This is a genomic window from Actinomadura sp. 9N407, from assembly GCF_044326315.1.
GTDB lineage: Bacteria > Actinomycetota > Actinomycetes > Streptosporangiales > Streptosporangiaceae > Spirillospora.
Map to the genome: position 1 here is coordinate 546,994 of NZ_JBIRAW010000001.1, position 18,908 is coordinate 565,901.

Below are 18,908 nucleotides of genomic sequence, written 5' to 3' on the forward strand. Positions count from 1 at the left end.
CCGGCCCGTTCCGCCGCCCCCACCCCTTTGACCAGCGGCGCACACTCCCGATGCGAACATATGAGGCATGCTGACCGCCGCCCTGGCCTTCGCCGCGATGGCCGCCCTGATCACGGTCACCCCCGGCCTGGACACGATGCTGGTGCTGCGCACCACCGTGACCGGCGGCCGGCGCTCCGGTCACCTGGCCGCACTCGGCATCACCGCCGGCTGCCTGACCTGGGCGGTCGCCAGTGCCGCCGGGCTGACCGCGCTACTGGCCGCGTCCCGGACGGCGTTCGACGTCCTGCGCGTCGCGGGAGCCTGCTACCTGCTGTGGCTGGGCGTCCAGGCCCTCCGTACGGCCGGGCGCGCCTCGGAGGCCGACGAGGCCGCGCCCCGTTCCGCGGTACGGACGGGACTGGTCACCAATCTCCTCAACCCCAAGATCGGCGTCTTCTACATGAGCCTGCTGCCGCAGTTCGTCCCGGCCGAGGCGCCGGTGTTCTGGACGAGCCTGCTGTTCGCGCTGATCCACGCCGTCCTCGGCCTGCTGTGGTTCGGACTCGTCGTCCTGGCCGCCGGCGCCGCCCGCCGCGCCCTGTCCCGTCCCGCCGTCATGCGCCGCGTCCAGCAGATCACCGGCCTGGCCTTCATCGCCTTCGGCCTCCGCCTGGCCACCCAACACTGACCCCACCGGCGGCCCCGATTCCACGGGCTTCCCTCACAGGACTCACCGGGCGGACTTCCTTCTCAAAACGGTCGGCTTCTGGTGTCCAGCGGCTTGATCTGTATAGGATAAGCTATACCTTCGCAGGTGAAGGAAGTAGAAGAGTGGGAGATCTTCGCCACCGATGAGGTCCGCGAGTGGGCCGACGGCCTGGACCATGTGACCTATGATCTCGTCGCCAGGGCGATCGACAGGCTGGCCGCGGCCGGGCCGGGTCTCGGGCGACCGCTGGTCGACCGCATCGAAGGTTCGCGGATCCATAACCTGAAGGAGTTACGGCCTGGCTCGGCGGGGCGGTCGGAGATCCGGGTGCTGTTCGTCTTCGATCCGTGGCGCTCGGCGATCCTGCTGGTCGCCGGGGACAAGAGCGGCGATTGGAAGCGATGGTATTCCGGCGCCGTCCAGCGCGCCGAGGAGTTGTACGAGCTGTATCCGAAGGAACGTGCGATCGAGGAAGAGGGGGCCTGATGGGCTTCGTCAGGTGGTCCGAGGTGCGCGATGCCCGGCGGGCCGAGATGGTGGAGGAGATCGGGGAAGAGGCCGTCCGCCGGCTCGAGGCCGAGTCGGAGCGGAAGCTCGATGCCCGTGTCCAAGGGCATCACCTGGCGCAGGAGCGGACGTCCCAAGGGCTGACGCAGGCGCGGCTGGCCGAGCGGATGGGCGTGACCAAGGGGCGCGTGTCGCAGATCGAGCAGGGCAAGGTGTCGACCCTCGCCGCGATCGCACAGTACGTGGAGGCGCTGGGCGGGCGGCTCAAGGTGGTGGCGGAGTTCAGCGATCACACCCGGCACGTGGCCGGGCCGGAGAGTCCGGACGCGGCCGCTTGAAGCGGAACGGGCCGCCTCCCCTTGAGTGGGAGGCGGCCCGTGGGTTCTGCTGGGGTTACTTGCGGATGAGGTTGCGGAGGACGTACTGCATGATGCCTCCGTTGCGGTAGTAGTCCGCCTCGCCCGGGGTGTCGATGCGGACGACGGCGGTGAACTCCTTACCAGCTCCGTGCGCGGCAGGATCCGTGGCCTTGACGGTGACCTCGGTGACGCCGCCCTCGTTGAGCTTGTCGACGCCGGTGATGTCGAACGTCTCGGTGCCGGTGAGGCCGAGGGAGGCGGCGGTGTCGCCGTCCTGGTACTGGAGCGGGAGCACGCCCATGCCGATGAGGTTGGAGCGGTGGATCCGCTCGTACGACTCGGCGATCACGGCGCGGACGCCGAGGAGCGCGGTGCCCTTGGCGGCCCAGTCGCGGGACGAGCCGGAGCCGTACTCCTTGCCGGCCAGGACGACCAGCGGGGTGCCCTGCGCGGCGTAGTTCTGCGCGGCGTCGTAGATGAACGACTGGGGCGAGCCGTCCTGGGTGAAGTCGCGGGTGTAGCCGCCCTCGACGTCGTCCAGGAGCTGGTTGCGGAGCCGGATGTTGGCGAACGTGCCGCGGATCATGACCTCGTGGTTGCCGCGGCGGGAACCGTAGGAGTTGAAGTCCTTGGCGGTGACGCCGTTGTCCTTGAGGTACTCCGCGGCCGGGGTCCCGACCTTGATGGCGCCGGCCGGGGAGATGTGGTCGGTGGTGACCGAGTCGCCCAGCAGGGCCAGCACGCGGGCGCCGTGGATGTCGGTGACCGGGTCGGGGTCCATGCCCATGCCGTCGAAGTACGGGGCCTTGCGGACGTAGGTGGAGGCCTCGTCCCACTCGAAGGTGTTGCCGGTCGGGATCGCCAGTTCCTTCCAGCGGGCGTCGCCCTCGAAGACGTCGGCGTAGTCCTTCAGGAACATCTCCTGGCCGATCGAGCCCTCGACGATCGTCTTGATCTCCTCCAGCGACGGCCACAGGTCGCTGAGCATGACCGGGCCGTCGGTGCCCTCGGCGATCGGGTCGTTGAGGATGTCGATGTCCATCGTGCCCGCGAGCGCGTAGGCGACCACCAGCGGCGGCGAGGCCAGGTAGTTCATCTTCACGTCGGGGTTGATCCGGCCCTCGAAGTTGCGGTTGCCCGACAGCACCGAGGTGACGGCGAGGTCGGCGTCGTTGACCGCCTGGGAGATCTCGTCCTGCAGCGGGCCGGAGTTGCCGATGCAGGTGGTGCAGCCGTACCCGACCAGGTTGTAGCCGATCTTGTCCAGGTACGGGGCGAGGCCCGCGCGCTCCAGGTAGCCGGTGACGACCTGGGAGCCGGGGGCGAGCGAGGTCTTGACCCACGGCTTGCGGGTCAGGCCCTTCTCGACCGCCTTCTTGGCCAGCAGGCCGGCGGCGACCATCACGTACGGGTTGGACGTGTTGGTGCAGGAGGTGATCGCGGCGATCACGACCGCGCCGTGGTCGAGCTCGAACGTGGTGCCGTCCGAGAGCGTGACCGGGGTCGGGGCGTGCGGGCGGCCGCCGCCGTTGGTGCCCGGCACGCGCGGCTTGTCGCCGTTGCCGCCGTGGCCGATCGCCGGCGAGTCCGAGGCCGGGAACGACTCGGCCGACGCCTCGTCGATCGGGCCCTTGATGCCGTCGCCGGCGACGTAGTTGCGCACGTCGCGGCGCCAGGTCGGCTTGGCGTCCGACACCGAGATGCGGTCCTGCGGGCGCTTGGGGCCGGCGATGGACGGCACGACGGTGTTGAGGTCGAGCTCCAGGTACTCGGAGAACTCGGGCTCGACGGACGGGTCGAGCCACATGCCCTGGGCCTTGGCGTACGCCTCGGTCAGCGCGATCTGCTCCTCGCTGCGGCCGGTGAGGCGCAGGTAGGTCAGGGTCTCGCCGTCGATCGGGAAGATCGCGCAGGTGGAGCCGAACTCGGGGCTCATGTTGCCGATGGTGGCCCGGTCGGCGACCGGCAGCGCGGCCACGCCCTCGCCGTAGAACTCCACGAACTTGCCGACCACACCGTGCTTGCGCAGCGCCTCGGTGATGGTCAGCACCAGGTCGGTGGCGGTGGTGCCGGCGGGCATCTTGCCGGTCAGCTTGAAGCCGACCACCCGCGGGATGAGCATCGAGATGGGCTGGCCGAGCATCGCGGCCTCGGCCTCGATGCCGCCGACGCCCCAGCCGAGCACGCCGATGCCGTTCTGCATCGTGGTGTGCGAGTCGGTGCCGACGCAGGTGTCGGGGTAGGCCGTGCCGTCACGGTCGAAGACCACGCGGGCCAGGTGCTCGATGTTGACCTGGTGCACGATGCCGGTGCCGGGCGGGACGACCTTGAACTCGTCGAACGCGGTCTGGCCCCAGCGCAGGAACTGGTAGCGCTCGCCGTTGCGCTCGTACTCGCGCTGCACGTTGCGCTCGAACGCGTCGGGCGAGCCGAAGTAGTCGACGATGACGGAGTGGTCGATGACCATCTCGGCCGGGGCGAGCGGGTTGATCTGGGCCGCGTCGCCGCCCAGGTCGCGTACCGCCTCGCGCATGGTGGCCAGGTCGACCACGCAGGGCACGCCGGTGAAGTCCTGCATGATCACCCGGGCCGGGGTGAACTGGATCTCCTTGCTGGGCTGGGCCTGGGACTCCCAGCCGGCCAGCGCGCGGATGTGCGCGTCGGTCACGTTCGCGCCGTCCTCGGTGCGCAGCAGGTTCTCCAGCAGCACCTTGAGGCTGTACGGGAGCCGGGCCGAGCCCTCGACGGCGTCCAGCCGGTAGATCTCGTACGACTTGTCGCCCACCTGCAGCGTGTTGCGGCTGCCGAAGCTGTTCGCGGACACGGACTCCTCCTCCATCGCCGTCGCGCGTCCGGTCCGAGACGTGTGTCGCGCGACGCTCGCGTCATGTTCGATATGCCGGCCCGCCGGGCCGCCGCTCTGCGCGGCGGGCCCTGCGGCCGAATCCTGGCGGGCGGAACTCTCCCTGAATCCTGCCCTAGTCGTGGTCTTGCTCGGGACCCGGGGGCGGCTAACTTCCCGGCCTTTTCTCTTGACGTCAAGCTATCCCCGATTTATCTCGACATCAAGTTACTTGCAAGTAGACCCAGGGACGGAACGAAGGCCGGGAACCCTCTGGCCGCCTCGCGCGTTTTCGATATATCGTTGTCGTATCGCGAGAGATCAAAGAATGATCTCGGAAGGCGGTGGAGAACATGGGGACGACGCATGGTCACGGGGCTGATCTGCGCTGGGCCTTCGCCGCGGCGGCGCTGGGCGCCAAGGCGGCCCACGTCGCGGCGCACGCGGCGCGCGGGCACGAGCAGCGCGGCGGCTGCGGCCCCCGCACCGAGGCCGGACCGCAGTTCGGCTGGATGTTCGGCGGCGGCGGACCGGGGCCCGGCCCGTGGGGCCCGCCCGGACCTCCGTGGGCGCGCGGCCGGGGCGGCCCGTGGGGCCGCGGTACGAGCGGCCGGGGTCCGAGGGCGCGCAAGGGGAACGTGCGCGCGGCCATCCTCGCGCTGCTGGCCGAGCAGCCGCGCAACGGCTACCAGATCATCCAGGAGATCAACGAGCGCAGCGACGGCGGCTGGAAGCCCAGCCCCGGCGCGATCTACCCGGCGCTGCAGCAGCTGGCGGACGAGGGCCTGATCCGCGGCGAGGAGTCCGCGGGCCGCCGGACGTTCCAGCTGACCGACGAGGGCCGGGCCTACGTCGAGGAGCACGCCGACGAGGTCTCCGAGCCGTGGGCGGCGATGGCGCCCGACTTCGGCGAGGGCGTACCCGACCTGTTCAAGCAGGTGGCGCAGACCGGCGCCGCGGTGATGCAGATCGTCCACTCGGGCTCGCCCGAGCAGGTCGCCAAGGCCAAGGACGTGATCGCCGACACCCGGCGCCGCCTCTACCTGATCCTGGCCGACGACGAACCGGCCCCCGAGGACGACCCGGGCCCCGACGCCCCACAGGAGTGATGGTGACCGCACCGGACGAGATGCGCATCGGCGACGCCGAGCGGGACGCGGTGACGTCGGCCCTGCACGAGCACTTCGCGGCGGGCCGGCTGGACCGCGAGGAACTCGACGAGCGGCTCGGCACCGCGCTGGCCGCCAAGACGCAGGGCGCCCTGCGGACGATCGTGAAGGACCTGCCCGGCCCCAACGGCCTGCCGGGGACGGAACGCCCCGTACCCGCGCACTGGACGCACGCGCACGCGCACGCCTTCGCGCATGCGCAGCGGTACGGGCATCCCGCGCGGGTCCACCATCGCGGGCCGTTCCCGGCGTTCCCGCTCATGCTGGGCGTCTTCATCTTCATGACGTTCGCCGTGGGGATCGGGGCCGCGATGCTGACCGTGCTCCAGGTGGCGATGCTGGTCTGGATCGTCCGCGCGGTGACGCTGGCCGTCGGCGCCCGCCGCGCCCGGCCACGCTAGGAGGCCGGATACCTGCGGGTATGGACCGGGCCGGGCAGGGGTGAGAACGTCTGATTCATGAACCCCGAGCGGTTCCTGCATCCGGTCTCGCCGGTGGCCCGTCCCGACGAGGCGGCGCTGCGGGCCACGGTCGAACGGCTCGCCGCCATCGAGCGGCCGCCGTGCTCGCCCGGCGAGCGCGAGGCCGCGCACCTCATCGCCGACCGGCTGCGCGCGGCGGGCGCGGCGGCCGAGGTCGAGGAGGTCCCCGCGTACGGGTCGTACGCCCGGCCGGTCGGAGCGCTGGCCGGGCTGGCGGTCCTCGCGGGGACGGCCGGCGGCCGGGTGCGCGCGCTCGGCGCCCTCGGCGGCGCGGTGGCCGCCGCCGGGATCGCCGACGAGGTCTCCTGCGGCCGCCAGTACGCCCGTGCGGTCCTGAGCGCGCGCCGTACGGCCTGCAACGTCGTGGCCGGCATCGGCGATCCGGACGCGCCCCGGACGCTGGTGGTCATGGCCCACCACGACGCCGCCCCGACCGGCCGCGTCTTCGCCCAGACGGCCGCCCGCCGGCTCGCCCGCCGCTGGCCCGGGCTGCTCGACAGGATCGCCGAGCGGCCCCCGATCTGGTGGCCCGTCCTGGCGGGCCCGGTCTGCGTCGCGCTGGGCAGCGCCACCGGGGTCGCCTGGCTGCGCCGTACCGGCACCGCCCTGAGCGCCCTGACCGTGGCCGCGATGGCCGACATCGCGAGCCGCCGGGCCGTCCCCGGCGCGAACGACGACCTCAGCGGTGTGTCGGTCCTGGTCGCCCTGGCCGAGTCGCTGGAACGCCGTCCGCTGCCGGGCCTGCGCGTCCTGCTGTTCTCGGCCGGCGCGGAGGAGGCCATGCAGGAGGGCGTCCGGGGCTTCGCCCGCCGGCACTTCCCCGGCCTGCCCACGAGCAGTACGTGGTTCCTCAACCTGGACACCGTCGGCTCCGGCAACCTCGTGCTCCTGGACGGGGAGGGCCCGCTGCGCACGGAGCCGTACGACACGGGCTTCGGCGACCTCGTCGCGCGCTGCGCCATCGAGCAGGACATCCCCGTCGAGCGCGGGCTGCGCGCACGCGCCGGCACCGACGCGATCGTCCCGCACCGGCACGGCTACCGCACCGCCTGCCTGGTCTCGCTCGACGACCAGCGGCTCATCCCGCACTACCACCTGCCGACCGACCTGCCGGAGAACGTCGACTACCGCTGCGTCGCCGACGCGACCCAGCTGACCGAATCCGTCGCCCGAGCCCTGGCCGCCCACTGACATCGCGGGCTTCCCGGTCTCAGACCAGCCCGGCGGCCTTGCTCGCCAAGTTCTCGATGTGGGCCCAGTCGCGGTCCCGTACGGCGTCCGCCGGGGTCAGCCAGGTGCCGCCCACGCAGGCGACGTTGGGCAGGGCCAGGTAGCGGGACGCGTTGTCCTGGGTGACGCCGCCGGTGGGGCAGAACCGGATCTGGGGCAGCGGACCGCCGAGCCCCTTCAGGTAGTCCGGGCCTCCGGCCGGGCCCGCCGGGAAGAACTTCATCGCGGTGATGTCGTACTCCAGCAGCGCCATCGCCTCGGAGGCACTGGAGACACCCGGCAGGAACGGCAGGTCGATGGCGGTCATCGCCTCCCGCAGCCTGTCCGTGCAGCCGGGGCTGACCAGGAACTTCGCGCCCGCCGCCGCAGCACGCCGCGCGTCCTCGGGACCGACGACGGTGCCCGCGCCCACGACGGCGTCCGGTACGGCGGCGGCGATCCGTTCGATGACGGCCAGTGCCTTCGCGGTACGCAGCGTGACTTCGATGACCGGCAGGCCGCCCGCCACGAGGGCCCGCGCCATCGGTACGGCGGCGTCCGGGTCGTCCAGGACCACGACGGGGATGACGGGGGCGAGGTCGAGGAGTTCGCCGGCTTTCATGAAGGCTCCATCGCTGTTTCGAGCAGGGCCGCGGCGCCGGTCAGCGCCGGGTACGGGTGGACGATCAGGGCTGCGGGGACCGCCCGCAGGAAGTCCTCGACCGGTGGCTTGCCCTCGAAGCGGCGCCGGAAATCACTGCGGCCGAGGGCGTCCGCGATGCGCGGCAGGATGCCGCCGCCCAGGTAGACGCCACCGCGCGCGCCCAGCGTGAGCGCCACGTTCCCCGCGAACGATCCCAGCAGGCCGCAGAAGGTCCGCACGGTCTCGGCGCACAACGGGTCGTCGTCCATCGCGCAGATGTCGGCGGCCGTGAGCGGGTCCACCTGTTTCCCGTGTATCAGCGCCAGCAGCCGGCGCAGCCGGACGAGCCCGTTCCCCGACAGGATGTACTCGGCGTTTCCGGTGCCCATCTCGGCGCGCAGCAGGCGCATGACCTCGATCTCCAGGTCGGTCCCGGCGGGCAGGTCCACCTGCCCGCCCTCCCCCGGTATCGGCGTCCAGCGGCCGTCCACCGGAACGAGCCCGGCCACGCCGAGCCCGGTCCCTGGACCCAGCACCGCCAGCGGCGCCGTCCCATCGGGCGCGGGCAGGGCGCCGCCGCCGATCGGGCGCAGTCCGTCCCGCTCCAGGTGCGGCAGGGCCAGGGCCAGCGCCTCGAAGTCGTTGATGATCCGGAGGTTCGGCAGGTCGATCCGCTCGGCCGAGCCGGGGGCCCAGCCCGCGTTCGTGAGGTGGTAGCGCCCGTCCGAAACAGGACCGGCCACCGCGAGGCAGCAGGCGCCCGGACGTACGCCGAGTGTCGCGAGGTAGGCGGCGGCCGCCTCGCCCAGCCCGGCGTGATCGCGTGTCGGCAGCGCCCGTACCCGGCCGGGAGGCCGGCCCGGCCCTTCGATCAGCGCGAACCGCGCATTGGTGCCGCCGACGTCGGCGACCAGCCAGGGGAAGCTCACGAGAAGACCCCGGCGCCGGATTCGGCCGGGCCCACGGCGTTGCGGAACGCGGCGAAGAGCTCCCGGCCGGTGCCCGGCTCGGGGGCGGGAGTCTCGGCCGGTGCGCGGGCGGCGAACTCCTCGTCCGGGACGAGGACTTCGAGCAGGCCCTTGCCGGTGTCGAGGCGGATCGTGTCGCCGTCCCGTACGCGGGCCAGCGGGCCACCGGAGGCGGCTTCGGGCGAGACGTGGATGGCGGCGGGCACGGCGCCCGAGGCACCGGACATCCGGCCGTCGGTGACCAGGGCGACGCGGTGGCCGCGGTCCTGCAGGACCGACAGGGGCGGGGTGAGCTTGTGCAGCTCGGGCATGCCGTTGGCCTGCGGGCCCTGGAAGCGGACCACGGCGACGACGTCGCCGTCGAGGTCTCCGGCGGCGAAGGCGTCCTGGAGTTCGTGCTGGGAGGCGAAGACGCGGGCGGGCGCCTCGATCGTGCGGTGCTCCGGCCGTACGGCCGACACCTTGACGACGGCGCGGCCGAGGTTGCCCCGGACGGTGTGCAGGCCGCCCTGCTCGTCGAACGGCTCGTTCACCGGACGCAGGACGCCGAGGTCACCGGACGTCCCGCTGGAGGGACGCCAGGCCAGGCCCTCTTCGGTGAGGATCGGGTACTCGCGGTACGCGGCCAGGGTCTCGCCACCGACGGTGAGGGCGTCGCCGTGCAGGAGTCCGGCGTCCATCAGTTCGCCGATGAGGAACGCGGTCCCGCCGGCGGCGTGGAAGTGGTTCACGTCGGCCGAGCCGTTGGGGTAGAGCCGGGTCAGCAGCGGGGTGACAGCGGACAGCTCGTCGAAGTCGTCCCAGGTCAGCTCGATCCCGGCGGCCGCGGCCATGGCGACCAGATGCAGGGTGTGGTTGGTGGAGCCGCCGGTGGCCAGCAGGGCGACGACGCCGTTCACGAAGGAGCGCTCGTCCAGCATCTCGCCGACCGGGGTGGTCAGGCGCAGGATCCGGCGGGCGGCCTCCTCGGTGAGCGCGTCGCGCAGTTCGGTTCCCGGCGGTATGAAGCTCGCGCCGGGCAGATGCAGGCCCATGACCTCCATCAGCATCTGGTTGGAGTTGGCCGTCCCGTAGAAGGTGCAGGTCCCGGCCGAGTGGTACGAGGCGGACTCGGCGGCCAGCAGGTCCTCGCGGCCGACCTCGCCGGCGGCGAACCGCTTGCGGACCTGGGACTTCTCGGTGTTCGGCAGGCCGGAGGCCATCGGCCCGGCGGGGATCAGGATCGTCGGCAGGTGGCCGAAGGACAGCGCGCCGATGACCAGGCCGGGCACGATCTTGTCGCAGACGCCCAGCATCAGGGCCCCGTCGAACATCTCGTGCGAGAGCGCGATCGCTGCGGCCATGGCGACGACGTCCCGGCTGAACAGGGACAGCTCCATGCCCGCGCGGCCCTGCGTGATGCCGTCGCACATCGCGGGCACGCCGCCGGCGAACTGGGCCGTACCGCCCGCCGCGCGGATCGCTGCCTTGAGGATGTCGGGATAGTCCTTCAGCGGCTGGTGCGCCGAGAGCATGTCGTTGTACGCGGACACGATCGCGATGTTCTTCGCCGTGCCGCCCTTGAGCTGGAGCTTCTCGGCGGGGCCGCAGGCGGCGAAGCCGTGCGCGAGGTTGGCGCAGCCGAGCGACGCGCGGGCGGGCCCCACGGAGGCGGCCTCGCCGATCCGCCGCAGGTACGCCGCGCGGCGGGCGGCGCCGCGTTCGGCGATGCGCCGGGTGACCCGCGCGACGACGGGATGGGGTGAGCCGGTCATCGGGACGCTCCTCGCGCTCTTCAGATAATGATCCCCCCTACTTAAGCACGATAGATGACAAAAGTCCGTATCTTGTGGCAAGTGAGCTGCCATGCTTCACTGGCCGGATGACCAGACGCCCGTCGTCCAGCGGTGATGTCCTGCGGCTGATCCGGGAGGGCGTGGCCACCCGCGCCGAACTCGGCCGGATCACCGGGCTGTCCCGTCCGGCGGTGGCCCTGCGGGTGACCGAGCTGATGACGAACGGCCTGGTCGTCGAGCGCGCCGACGGCCCGTCCACCGGTGGCCGCCCGCCGGCGCGGCTGTCGTTCAACGCCTCCGGCGGGGCGATCCTGGTCGCCAACCTGGGCCGGTCGCGAGGGCAGGCGGCCGTCTGCGATCTGGCCGGCGAGGTCCTCGCGCGGAGCGACATCACCCCGGGACTGGACGCCCTCCTGGACGCCTGGGACGTCCTGCTCGCCGAGATCGGGGCACCGCCCGTACGAGGCGCGGGCATCGGCGTCCCCGACCCGGTCGAGTCCGCGACCGCGCTGTGGGACGGGACGGCCGTCGGGCCTCCCATCGCCGAGCGCTTCGGCGTCCCCGCGTACCTCGACAACGACGTCAACATCGCCGCGCTGGGCGAGTACCGGGCCAGGTTCAGCCGGGACGTCGACGACCTGCTCTTCGTCAAGCTCTCCACCGGCATCGGCGCGGGCCTGATCCTCGGCGGCCGGGTCCAGCGGGGCGCGCTGGGGGCGGCCGGCGAGATCGCGCACATCCCCATATCCGGGGGAGACGGCGTCGTCTGCCGCTGCGGCAACCGCGACTGCGTGGAGGCGGTCGCCGGCGGCGCGGCGCTGCTGGCCCGCTCCCCCGCCGCCGACCTCGCCGGGCTCGCCGAACTGGCGCGCGCGGGCGACCCCGCGACCGTGACCCTCGTCCGCGAGGCCGGCCGCCGCATCGGCGAGGTCGTCGCCGGGGCCGTCAACCTCCTCAACCCTGCGGTCGTCGTCCTCGGCGGCGACCTCACCGGCGCCTACGAGCCCCTGATGGCGGGCGTACGGGAGGTCGTCTACCAGCGCGCCACGGCGCTGGCCACCCGCGGGCTCCGGATCGAGCCGAGCCGGCTGGGCGACGCGGCGGGACTGACCGGCTGCGCGGCGCTCGTCCTGGACCACGTCCTCGCCCCCGAGGCCGTGGACGCGGCGCTATCGCGCGATTCGTCCCCCTGGGAGACCCGCTCGTCGCTAGCCTGATCTCCGCCGCTCAGGAGGTCCGCGCGTGCCATTCCCCGAACTGGCCGGGAACGACGCCTACGCCCTGCTCGACGTCCGCCCCACCGCGACCGGCGAGGAGATCCGCCGGGCGCACCGTGACCTGATCAAGGAGAACCATCCCGACCGGTTCACCGATCCCGAGCGCCAGGCGGAGGCCGCCGCCCGCACGCGGCTGCTCAACGCCGCGCGCCAGGTCCTGATCACCCGCCGTATCGAGTACGACGCGTCCCGGCCCGCCCCGCCGCCGCCCTGGTGGCGCCGACCGCGCGGACAGGGCGGGCCGCGCAAGAACGGCCGTATCGCGCTGTTCTCGGTTCTCGGGTGGGGTGCGCTGGCACTGCTGGTGACGCTCCTCCTGCGGCCTTCGAACGAGCCGGTGACGGTGCCCGCGAGCATGATCGGCTCCTGGGGCGGAACGGTCACCCACCTGCACGCGCCGATGTCCTTCGGCCGCTTCCGCACGTACCAGGAGTCCTGGAGCGCGGAACTCACCCTGCGCCGGGACGGCGGGAGGGTCAGCTACCTGGACGGCAGCTGCTCGGGCACCGCCGCCCCCCTCGCCCTCAGCGGCGGCACCCTGGTCCTCAAGGCCGAGGTCACCCGCGAGTCGGAGGAATGCGACCTCGGTGACGCCCGGCTGAGGCCGCGCGACGACGGCGACCTGTCCGTCGAGTTCCGCGGGCGCAACGGGATGCCCCCTGCCGAGGGCGTCCTCCGCCGGCGCTGAGCGAGGGTGAGAGAAGGTGGAGGCATGCAGCACTACCTGCTCAGCATCTACCAGCCCGCCGGCGGCGGCGCCCCGTCCCCGGAGTTCCTCGAGCCGATCATGCGGGACCTCGCCGAGCTGAACGAGGAGATGCGGGAGGCCGGCGCCTGGGTCTTCGCCGGTGGCCTGCACGAACCCGGTACGGCGACCGTCCTGCGCGCCAGGGAGGGCGAGGTCCTGATGACCGACGGCCCGTTCACCGAGGGCAAGGAGGTCCTCGGCGGGATCACCGTCATCCGGGCGGCCGACCTGGACGAGGCGCTCGAGTGGGGGCGCAGGCTGTCGCGCGCGACGACACTGCCGGTCGAGGTTCGCCCGTTCCAGGGGGACGCGTAAAGGAGGGGTCGCCCTGCTGGAGATCGAGCGCGTCTTCCGCGAGGAGTACGGCCGCGCGGTGGCCGTCCTGGTGCGGCGTTTCGGCGATATCGACCTCGCCGAGGAGGCGGTCCAGGACGCGTTCGCCGTCGCGCTCCGCACCTGGACCGAGGGGCCGCCGCCGAGCCCGGCCGGGTGGATCATCACCACCGCCCGCAACCGCGCGATCGACCGGCTCCGCCGCGAGGCGTCCCGCGCGGACCGCCAGGCCGAGGCCGCCCTCCTGCACGACGGCGGCGAGCCCGCCGAGGAGGGCCCCGTGCGCGACGAACGGCTCCGGCTGATCTTCACCTGCTGCCATCCGGCGCTGGCACCGGACGTGCGGGTCGCGCTGACGCTGCGGCTGCTCGGCGGCCTCACCACCGGCGAGATCGCGCGCGCATTCCTGGTCCCCGAACCGACCATGGCGCAGCGACTCGTCCGGGCCAAGGGCAAGATCCGCGACGCCCGGATCCCGTACCGGATCCCCCAGGACGCCGACCTGCCCGCCCGCCTCGGTGCCGTGCTGGCCGTGCTGTACCTGGTCTTCAACGAGGGCTACACCGCCGGCTCGGGCGACGCCCTGATCCGCGCGGACCTGTGCGCCGAGGCCATCCGCCTCGGCCGCATCCTGGACGGTCTGATGCCGGACGAGCCCGAGGTCATGGGCCTGCTCGCGCTCATGCTCCTGCAGGAGTCGCGCCGCCCGGCCCGGACGGCACCGTCCGGCGACCTCGTCCTGCTGGCCGACCAGGACCGCGGCCTGTGGGACCGCGATCTGATCGTCGAAGGCCAGGCCCTCGTCCGCCGCTGCCTGCGCCTTGGGCGGCCCGGCCTGTACCAGATCCAGGCGGCGATCAGCGCCGTGCACAGCGAGTCCCCGCCCACCGACTGGCGGCAGATCCTGCGGCTGTACGACCGGCTCATGGCCATCGCGCCCACGCCGGTCGCCGCCCTCAACCGCGCCGTCGCGGTGGCCGAGGTGGAGGGACCCGAGGCCGCCCTCGCCCTCGTCGACGGCCTCGATCTCGACCGCCATCACCTCTTCCATGCCATCCGCGCCGATCTGCTGCGCCGCCTTGGCCGTACGTCGGAGGCCGCGCAGGCGTACGAGGCTGCCCTCACCCGTACCGGCAACGCCGCCGAACGCGCCTTCCTCAGCGGCAGGCTCCGCTCACTGGAGAGCTGACACGGTCCGCGATCGATCCATGCCCGTGTGTGACTCATCACTGGTGGGGTAAGTGCTGCTCCGTGTCCGCCATCGGGGGCGTACGCGCGGCTCGCACACGGGACGGGGTGATGGGGCGATGCTCCTCGGCTTGCAGGAGAGGGAACGCCTGATGATCTATACGGCGGCCAAGCTCGCCGAGGAGCGCCGGGCGCGCGGGCTGAAGCTCAACCTTCCCGAGGCCACGGCGCTGATCTCGTGGCGGCTGCTGGAGGGCGCCAGGGACGGCCGTACGAAGGCCGACCTCCAGGACGCCGGACGGACGATGCTCGGCCGGGACGACGTGCTGGACGGAGTCCCGGAGATGCTCGGCGAGGTGCAGGTCGAGGCGACGTTCCCCGACGGCACGAAGCTGATCGCGGTGCAGAGGCCGATCGGTTGAGCGAGCGGCAGCGGCGCCCGGGAACCGGCAAGGAGATCATCCCCGGCTCCGGCAAGGGCAAGACCAGCGGGCTCGTCCAGCCCGGCGCCGAGTCCGGTACCGAGCCGGGAGCGCCGGGGCAGATCATCTACCACCCCGATCCGGTGGTGATCAACGCGGGCCGCCCGGTGGTCACGGTCACGGTCGTCAACACGGCCGACCGGCCGATCAGCGTCGGCTCGCACTACCACTTCGCGGAGGCGAACGAGGCGCTGGAGTTCGACCGCGACCTCGCCTGGGGACACCGGATGAACATCCTCGCCGGAGCCATGAAGCGCTTCGACCCGGGCGCCACGGTGGAGGTGGAGCTCATCCCGCTGGGCGGCCGGCGCGTCGTACGGGGCCTGCGCGGCAAGTGCGGGGGGTCGCTCGATGACTGAGATCGAACGGCAGCGGTACGACGCCTCGCTGGGGCCGAGCACGGGCGACCGGATCCGGCTGGCCGACACGGACCTGCTGATCGAGATCGAGGAGGACCACTGCGCCGGCGGCGACGAGGTCGTCTTCGGCGGCGGCAAATCGGGCCGGGAGTCGCAGGGGCAGTCGCACGCCACCCGCGCGGAGGGCACCCCTGACCTGGTCATCGCGGGCGTGGTCGTCCTCGACCACTGGGGCGTCGTCAAGACCGACGTCGGCATCCGCGACGGCCGGATCGTGGCGCTCGGAAAGTCCGGAAACCCCGACATCATGGACGGCGTGCATCCCGATCTGGTCATCGGGCCCTCGACCGAGCTGGTCAACGCCAGCGGCCTGATCATGACCGCGGGAACCGTCGACACGCATGTGCATTTCGTGTCGCCCGACATGTGCGTGCTGGCGCTGGAGAACGGCACCACGACGCTCGCCGGCGGCGGCACCGGTCCCACCGACGGCTCCAAGGCCGCGCTCACGACGCCGGGCGGCTGGTGGATGGAGCGGATGCTGGAGTCGTTCGAGCCGTGGCCGGTGAACGTGCTGTTCCTCGGCCGCGGCACCACGGTCTCCGAGGAGTCGCTGTGGGAGCAGCTGCGTTCCGGCATGGGCGGGTTCAAGTGCCATGAGGACTGGGGCGCCACCCCGGCCGTGATCGACACCGCGCTGCGGGTCGCGGAGGCCGCCGGGGTCCAGGTGGCGATCCACAGCGACACCCTCAACGAGGCCGGCTTCGTCGAGGACCTGCTCCGTACCGTCGCGGGGCGCACCTTCCACGCCTTCCACACCGAGGGCGCCGGCGGCGGCCACGCGCCCGACATCATCCGGATCGCCGGCGAACCGCACGTCCTGCCGTCCTCGACCACGCCGACCCGCCCCTACACGGTCAACACCGCCGACGAGCAGCTCGACATCTGCCTGATCGCCCACCATCTGAACCCGCGGATCCCGACGGAACTGGCGTTCGCCGAGAGCCGGGTGCGCGCCTCCACGATGGCGGCCGAGGACATCCTGCAGGACATCGGCGCGATCTCGGCGATGTCGTCCGACGCCCAGGCGATGGGACGGCTCGGCGAGGTGGTCCGCCGTACCTGGCAGACCGCGCACGTCATGAAGCGGCTGCGCGGGTCCCTGCCCGGCGACGACCGCGCGGACAACAACCGCGCCCGCCGGTACGTGGCGAAGTACACCATCGTCCCGGCCATCATCCATGGGATGGAGCGCGAGGTGGGCTCCGTGGAACCGGGCAAGCTCGCGGATCTGGTGCTCTGGGAGCCGGCCCTGTTCGGGGTACGCCCCAACACCGTCTACAAGGGCGGCATGGCGGCGATGGCCCTGCTCGGCGACCCCGGCGCCGCGGTCCCGCCGCCGCAGCCCGTCCTGCCCCGGCTCGGCTACAACGTGGCGACGCGATCGGCGGCCTCCACCAGCGTGGCGTTCGTCGCTCCGGCCGCGATCGAGGACGGGCTCGCCGACCGGGTCGACATCGAGCGCGGGCTCGTCCCGGTGGCGAACATGCGCGGCCGTAGCAAAGCCGACCTGCCCGAGAACGGCGCGCTCCCGCACATCGAGGTCGATCCCCGGACCTTCGCCGTGCACATCGACGGCGTCGAGGTCGACCACGAGCCGGCGACGGACCTGCCGATGTCGCAGCGGTACTTCCTGTTTTGACAGGCCGGCCGAACGCACTCGACGACGCCGTTCCAGGCTCCGGACCGGCCGCCCTCCTGATGCTGGCGGACGGCCGTTTCCCCGCCGGAGGCCACGCCCACTCCGGCGGACTGGAAGCGGCGGTCGCCGCAGGCCGGGTCAAAGACACCGGCACGCTGGAGGCGTTCCTCACGGGCCGGGTCCACACCACCGGTGTCATCGCCGCCGCGTTCGCCGCCGCCGCATGCGCACGGCCGGAAACAGCCAAGACACTGGACGTCGAACTCGACGCCCGCACCCCCTCGCCCGCCTTGCGCGCCACGTCCCGGACGCTCGGCCGGCAGTTGCTCCGCGCGGCCCGGGAGATCCGTCCGCACGCCCGCCTCGACGCGCTCGCCGCTGCGCTCCCCGAGGGCCCGCACCAGCCGATCGTTCTCGGCGTGACCGGCCAGGTCCTGGGCCTGTCCCCGCACGATGCCGCTGCCGCCGCCCTGCACGAAGCGGTGGCCGGCCCCGCGACCGCGGCCGTGCGGCTGCTCGGTCTCGACCCGTACGCGGTCCACGCCGTCCTCGTACGGCTGGCACCCCGGCTCGACCGCCTCGCGAGCGCCGCCGGGCACCGCCGCCGGCCGGACCTCCCCTCCCCCGGCTCCCCCATGCTCGACATCTCAGCCGAACACCACGCCACCTGGGAGGTGCGTCTCTTTGCATCGTGAACCGGACTTCAGCTCAAGCGGGGAATCCGTCGCGCCCGGCCGAGCGCTGCGGATCGGTCTCGGCGGGCCGGTCGGATCCGGCAAGACCTCGCTCGTGGCCGCGCTGTGCCGATCCCTCGGCCGCGAACTCGAAATCGCCGTGGTCACCAACGACATCTACACCACCGAGGACGCCGACTTCCTGCTGCGCAACGGCGTCCTGCCCGCCGAACGGGTCCGGGCCGTGGAGACCGGCTGCTGCCCGCACACCGCCATCCGGGACGACATCTCCGCCAACCTGGAGGCCGTCGAGGACCTCGAACGCCGGCTGCCCCCGCTCGACCTGATCCTCGTCGAGAGCGGCGGCGACAACCTCACCGCCACGTTCAGCCGGGGCCTGGTGCACCGCCAGATCTTCGTGATCGACGTCGCGGGCGGCGACAAGATCCCTCGCAAGGGCGGTCCCGGCGTCACCGCCTCCGACCTGCTCGTCATCAACAAGACCGACCTCGCCGCCCAGGTCCGCTCCGACCTGTCGGTGATGGACCGGGACGCGAAGAAGATGCGCGGCGACCGTCCCGTCGCCTTCGTCTCCCTGACCGACGATCCGATGGCCGACGAGGTCACGTCCTGGGTACGCAAGCAACTCTCGTCGCAGCGCCCATGACACGGGCGCCGGCCCGGCTGGCCACCTCGTCCAGCCCCGGAGGCACGCACATCAGCGTCCTGCGCTCGTCCTGGCCGCTGATGCTCCGTACGACCGCGTTCCCGGCTTCGGAGCCGCTCACGAAGTGGGCCTGCCGCGACACGCCTGCCGCCTGCGTCCACCTGGCGGCAGGCGGTGCGGGACCGCTCGGCGGAGACCGGCTGCGGCTGGAGGTCGACGTCGGCGCGGGAAGCACACTCCTGTTCGGTGAGGTCTCCCCGACCCTGCTCCTGCCGGGACCGCGCGGCGAGGAGTCGCGCTTCGACATCCGCGTCCGGATCGGTGCCGGCGCGACCCTCGCCTGGCTGCCGGAACTGGTGATCGCCGCCCACGGCTGCCGCCACATCACCGACATCCGCGTCACCCTGGAACGCGGCGCCAGGCTCGTCCTGCGCGAGGAGATCCTGTTCGGCCGCCACGGGGAGACACCCGGCTCCCACCGTCAGCGGGTACGGATCGTCACAGACGAGGGCCCGCTGTACGACCAGGAACTGGGCACGGGCCCGTCGGCCCCCGGCTGGGACGGCCCGGCCGTGACCGCCGGCCACCGTACAGCCGGAACGCTGCTCCTGGTCGACCCGGATCGACCCACGTACACCGGCCTCCCGATCCCGGACACCGCCTTCATGGAACTCCACGGGAACGGCGTACTCTGCACGGCCCTCGCTCCGGACACGACCGCGCTCCGGCACCGCCTTGACGCCGCCTTGGACACCCTCCTCGGAGCCCGAGCGGAGCCGTCCAGCGCAGCCCTGTCACCAGCCCCGGCCGGCTGACCCGGCGGGCTGACCCGG

20 protein-coding genes are annotated in these 18,908 nt (G+C 72.5%); 16 read left to right on the forward strand and 4 right to left on the reverse strand.

Features of this window, described 5'->3' with window-relative positions:
* The first annotated feature begins 67 nt into the window (after positions 1–67).
* From ACH34Q_RS02410 to ACH34Q_RS02420, 3 genes are all read left to right on the forward strand, one after another.
* On the forward strand, positions 68–670 hold the full coding sequence (locus ACH34Q_RS02410; protein ID WP_395981010.1) for a LysE family translocator: 603 nt from the start codon (positions 68–70) through the stop codon (positions 668–670).
* Positions 671–796: 126 nt separating this feature from the next.
* Positions 797–1,177, forward strand: coding sequence for a type II toxin-antitoxin system RelE/ParE family toxin (locus tag ACH34Q_RS02415; RefSeq protein WP_395981011.1), 381 nt, complete (start codon positions 797–799; stop codon positions 1,175–1,177).
* Positions 1,177–1,536 (forward strand): helix-turn-helix domain-containing protein, encoded by a 360-nt coding sequence (locus tag ACH34Q_RS02420; RefSeq protein ID WP_395981012.1) that lies wholly within the window; start codon positions 1,177–1,179, stop codon positions 1,534–1,536. The genes ACH34Q_RS02415 and ACH34Q_RS02420 overlap by 1 nt, the downstream gene beginning before the upstream one ends.
* 55 nt (positions 1,537–1,591) lie before the next feature.
* Here ACH34Q_RS02420 and ACH34Q_RS02425 read toward each other — a convergent pair whose 3' ends face one another.
* Positions 1,592–4,396 carry an aconitate hydratase gene (locus ACH34Q_RS02425; protein ID WP_395981013.1) on the reverse strand — a complete coding sequence of 935 codons (2,805 nt, stop codon included), beginning with the start codon at positions 4,394–4,396 and terminating at the stop codon, positions 1,592–1,594.
* A 356-nt stretch (positions 4,397–4,752) separates the two neighbouring features.
* On the opposite strand from ACH34Q_RS02425, the gene ACH34Q_RS02430 reads away from it, so the two are divergent.
* Genes ACH34Q_RS02430 through ACH34Q_RS02440 form a run of 3 tightly spaced genes read left to right on the forward strand, consistent with a single transcriptional unit; the run spans position 4,753 to position 7,241 of the window.
* Positions 4,753–5,508, forward strand: coding sequence for a PadR family transcriptional regulator (locus ACH34Q_RS02430; protein ID WP_395981014.1), 756 nt, complete (start codon positions 4,753–4,755; stop codon positions 5,506–5,508).
* Entirely contained in the window at positions 5,508–5,969 is a 462-nt protein-coding gene (locus ACH34Q_RS02435) for a DUF1707 domain-containing protein (RefSeq protein ID WP_395981015.1), read from the forward strand. Before ACH34Q_RS02430 ends, ACH34Q_RS02435 begins: the two co-directional genes overlap by 1 nt.
* Before the next feature lie 57 nt (positions 5,970–6,026).
* The gene (locus ACH34Q_RS02440) at positions 6,027–7,241 is read left to right on the forward strand and encodes a M28 family peptidase (RefSeq protein WP_395981016.1); all 1,215 of its coding nucleotides are present in this window, start codon (positions 6,027–6,029) and stop codon (positions 7,239–7,241) included.
* A gap of 19 nt (positions 7,242–7,260) precedes the next feature.
* Here the strand turns inward: ACH34Q_RS02440 and eda are convergent, their stop codons facing one another.
* From eda to edd, 3 genes are read right to left on the reverse strand one after another with little or no spacing between them, the layout of a single operon-like run.
* Entirely contained in the window at positions 7,261–7,881 is a 621-nt protein-coding gene (gene eda, locus ACH34Q_RS02445) for a bifunctional 4-hydroxy-2-oxoglutarate aldolase/2-dehydro-3-deoxy-phosphogluconate aldolase (protein WP_395981017.1), read from the reverse strand.
* On the reverse strand, positions 7,878–8,831 hold the full coding sequence (locus tag ACH34Q_RS02450; protein ID WP_395981019.1) for a glucokinase: 954 nt from the start codon (positions 8,829–8,831) through the stop codon (positions 7,878–7,880). Before ACH34Q_RS02450 ends, eda begins: the two co-directional genes overlap by 4 nt.
* Positions 8,828–10,624, reverse strand: coding sequence for a phosphogluconate dehydratase (gene edd, locus ACH34Q_RS02455; RefSeq protein ID WP_395981020.1), 1,797 nt, complete (start codon positions 10,622–10,624; stop codon positions 8,828–8,830). The genes ACH34Q_RS02450 and edd overlap by 4 nt, the downstream gene beginning before the upstream one ends.
* 107 nt (positions 10,625–10,731) lie before the next feature.
* Here edd and ACH34Q_RS02460 point away from each other — a divergent pair, with 107 nt between their 5' ends.
* The 10 genes from ACH34Q_RS02460 to ACH34Q_RS02505 all read left to right on the forward strand — a co-directional run bounded on the left by ACH34Q_RS02460 (position 10,732) and on the right by ACH34Q_RS02505 (position 18,890).
* Positions 10,732–11,862: an ROK family protein gene (locus ACH34Q_RS02460; RefSeq protein WP_395981021.1), complete on the forward strand. Its 1,131-nt coding sequence runs from the start codon at positions 10,732–10,734 to the stop codon at positions 11,860–11,862.
* A gap of 25 nt (positions 11,863–11,887) precedes the next feature.
* Positions 11,888–12,610: a J domain-containing protein gene (locus tag ACH34Q_RS02465; protein ID WP_395981022.1), complete on the forward strand. Its 723-nt coding sequence runs from the start codon at positions 11,888–11,890 to the stop codon at positions 12,608–12,610.
* Positions 12,611–12,634: 24 nt separating this feature from the next.
* Positions 12,635–12,985 carry a YciI family protein gene (locus tag ACH34Q_RS02470; protein ID WP_395981023.1) on the forward strand — a complete coding sequence of 117 codons (351 nt, stop codon included), beginning with the start codon at positions 12,635–12,637 and terminating at the stop codon, positions 12,983–12,985.
* A gap of 22 nt (positions 12,986–13,007) precedes the next feature.
* Positions 13,008–14,192 (forward strand): RNA polymerase sigma factor, encoded by a 1,185-nt coding sequence (locus tag ACH34Q_RS02475; protein WP_395981080.1) that lies wholly within the window; start codon positions 13,008–13,010, stop codon positions 14,190–14,192.
* A gap of 118 nt (positions 14,193–14,310) precedes the next feature.
* Positions 14,311–14,613: an urease subunit gamma gene (locus tag ACH34Q_RS02480; RefSeq protein WP_395981024.1), complete on the forward strand. Its 303-nt coding sequence runs from the start codon at positions 14,311–14,313 to the stop codon at positions 14,611–14,613.
* Positions 14,610–15,032 carry an urease subunit beta gene (locus ACH34Q_RS02485; RefSeq protein WP_395981025.1) on the forward strand — a complete coding sequence of 141 codons (423 nt, stop codon included), beginning with the start codon at positions 14,610–14,612 and terminating at the stop codon, positions 15,030–15,032. The genes ACH34Q_RS02480 and ACH34Q_RS02485 overlap by 4 nt, the downstream gene beginning before the upstream one ends.
* Entirely contained in the window at positions 15,025–16,734 is a 1,710-nt protein-coding gene (locus ACH34Q_RS02490; RefSeq protein WP_395981026.1) for an urease subunit alpha, read from the forward strand. The genes ACH34Q_RS02485 and ACH34Q_RS02490 overlap by 8 nt, the downstream gene beginning before the upstream one ends.
* A complete protein-coding gene (locus ACH34Q_RS02495; protein ID WP_395981027.1) occupies positions 16,731–17,429 on the forward strand; it encodes an urease accessory protein UreF in 699 nt (232 codons plus the stop codon). The genes ACH34Q_RS02490 and ACH34Q_RS02495 overlap by 4 nt, the downstream gene beginning before the upstream one ends.
* Entirely contained in the window at positions 17,419–18,075 is a 657-nt protein-coding gene (ureG, locus tag ACH34Q_RS02500; protein ID WP_395981028.1) for an urease accessory protein UreG, read from the forward strand. The genes ACH34Q_RS02495 and ureG overlap by 11 nt, the downstream gene beginning before the upstream one ends.
* Positions 18,072–18,890, forward strand: a complete 819-nt coding sequence (locus ACH34Q_RS02505) for an urease accessory protein UreD (RefSeq protein ID WP_395981029.1) — start codon at positions 18,072–18,074, stop codon at positions 18,888–18,890. The genes ureG and ACH34Q_RS02505 overlap by 4 nt, the downstream gene beginning before the upstream one ends.
* Positions 18,891–18,908: the final 18 nt, after the last annotated feature.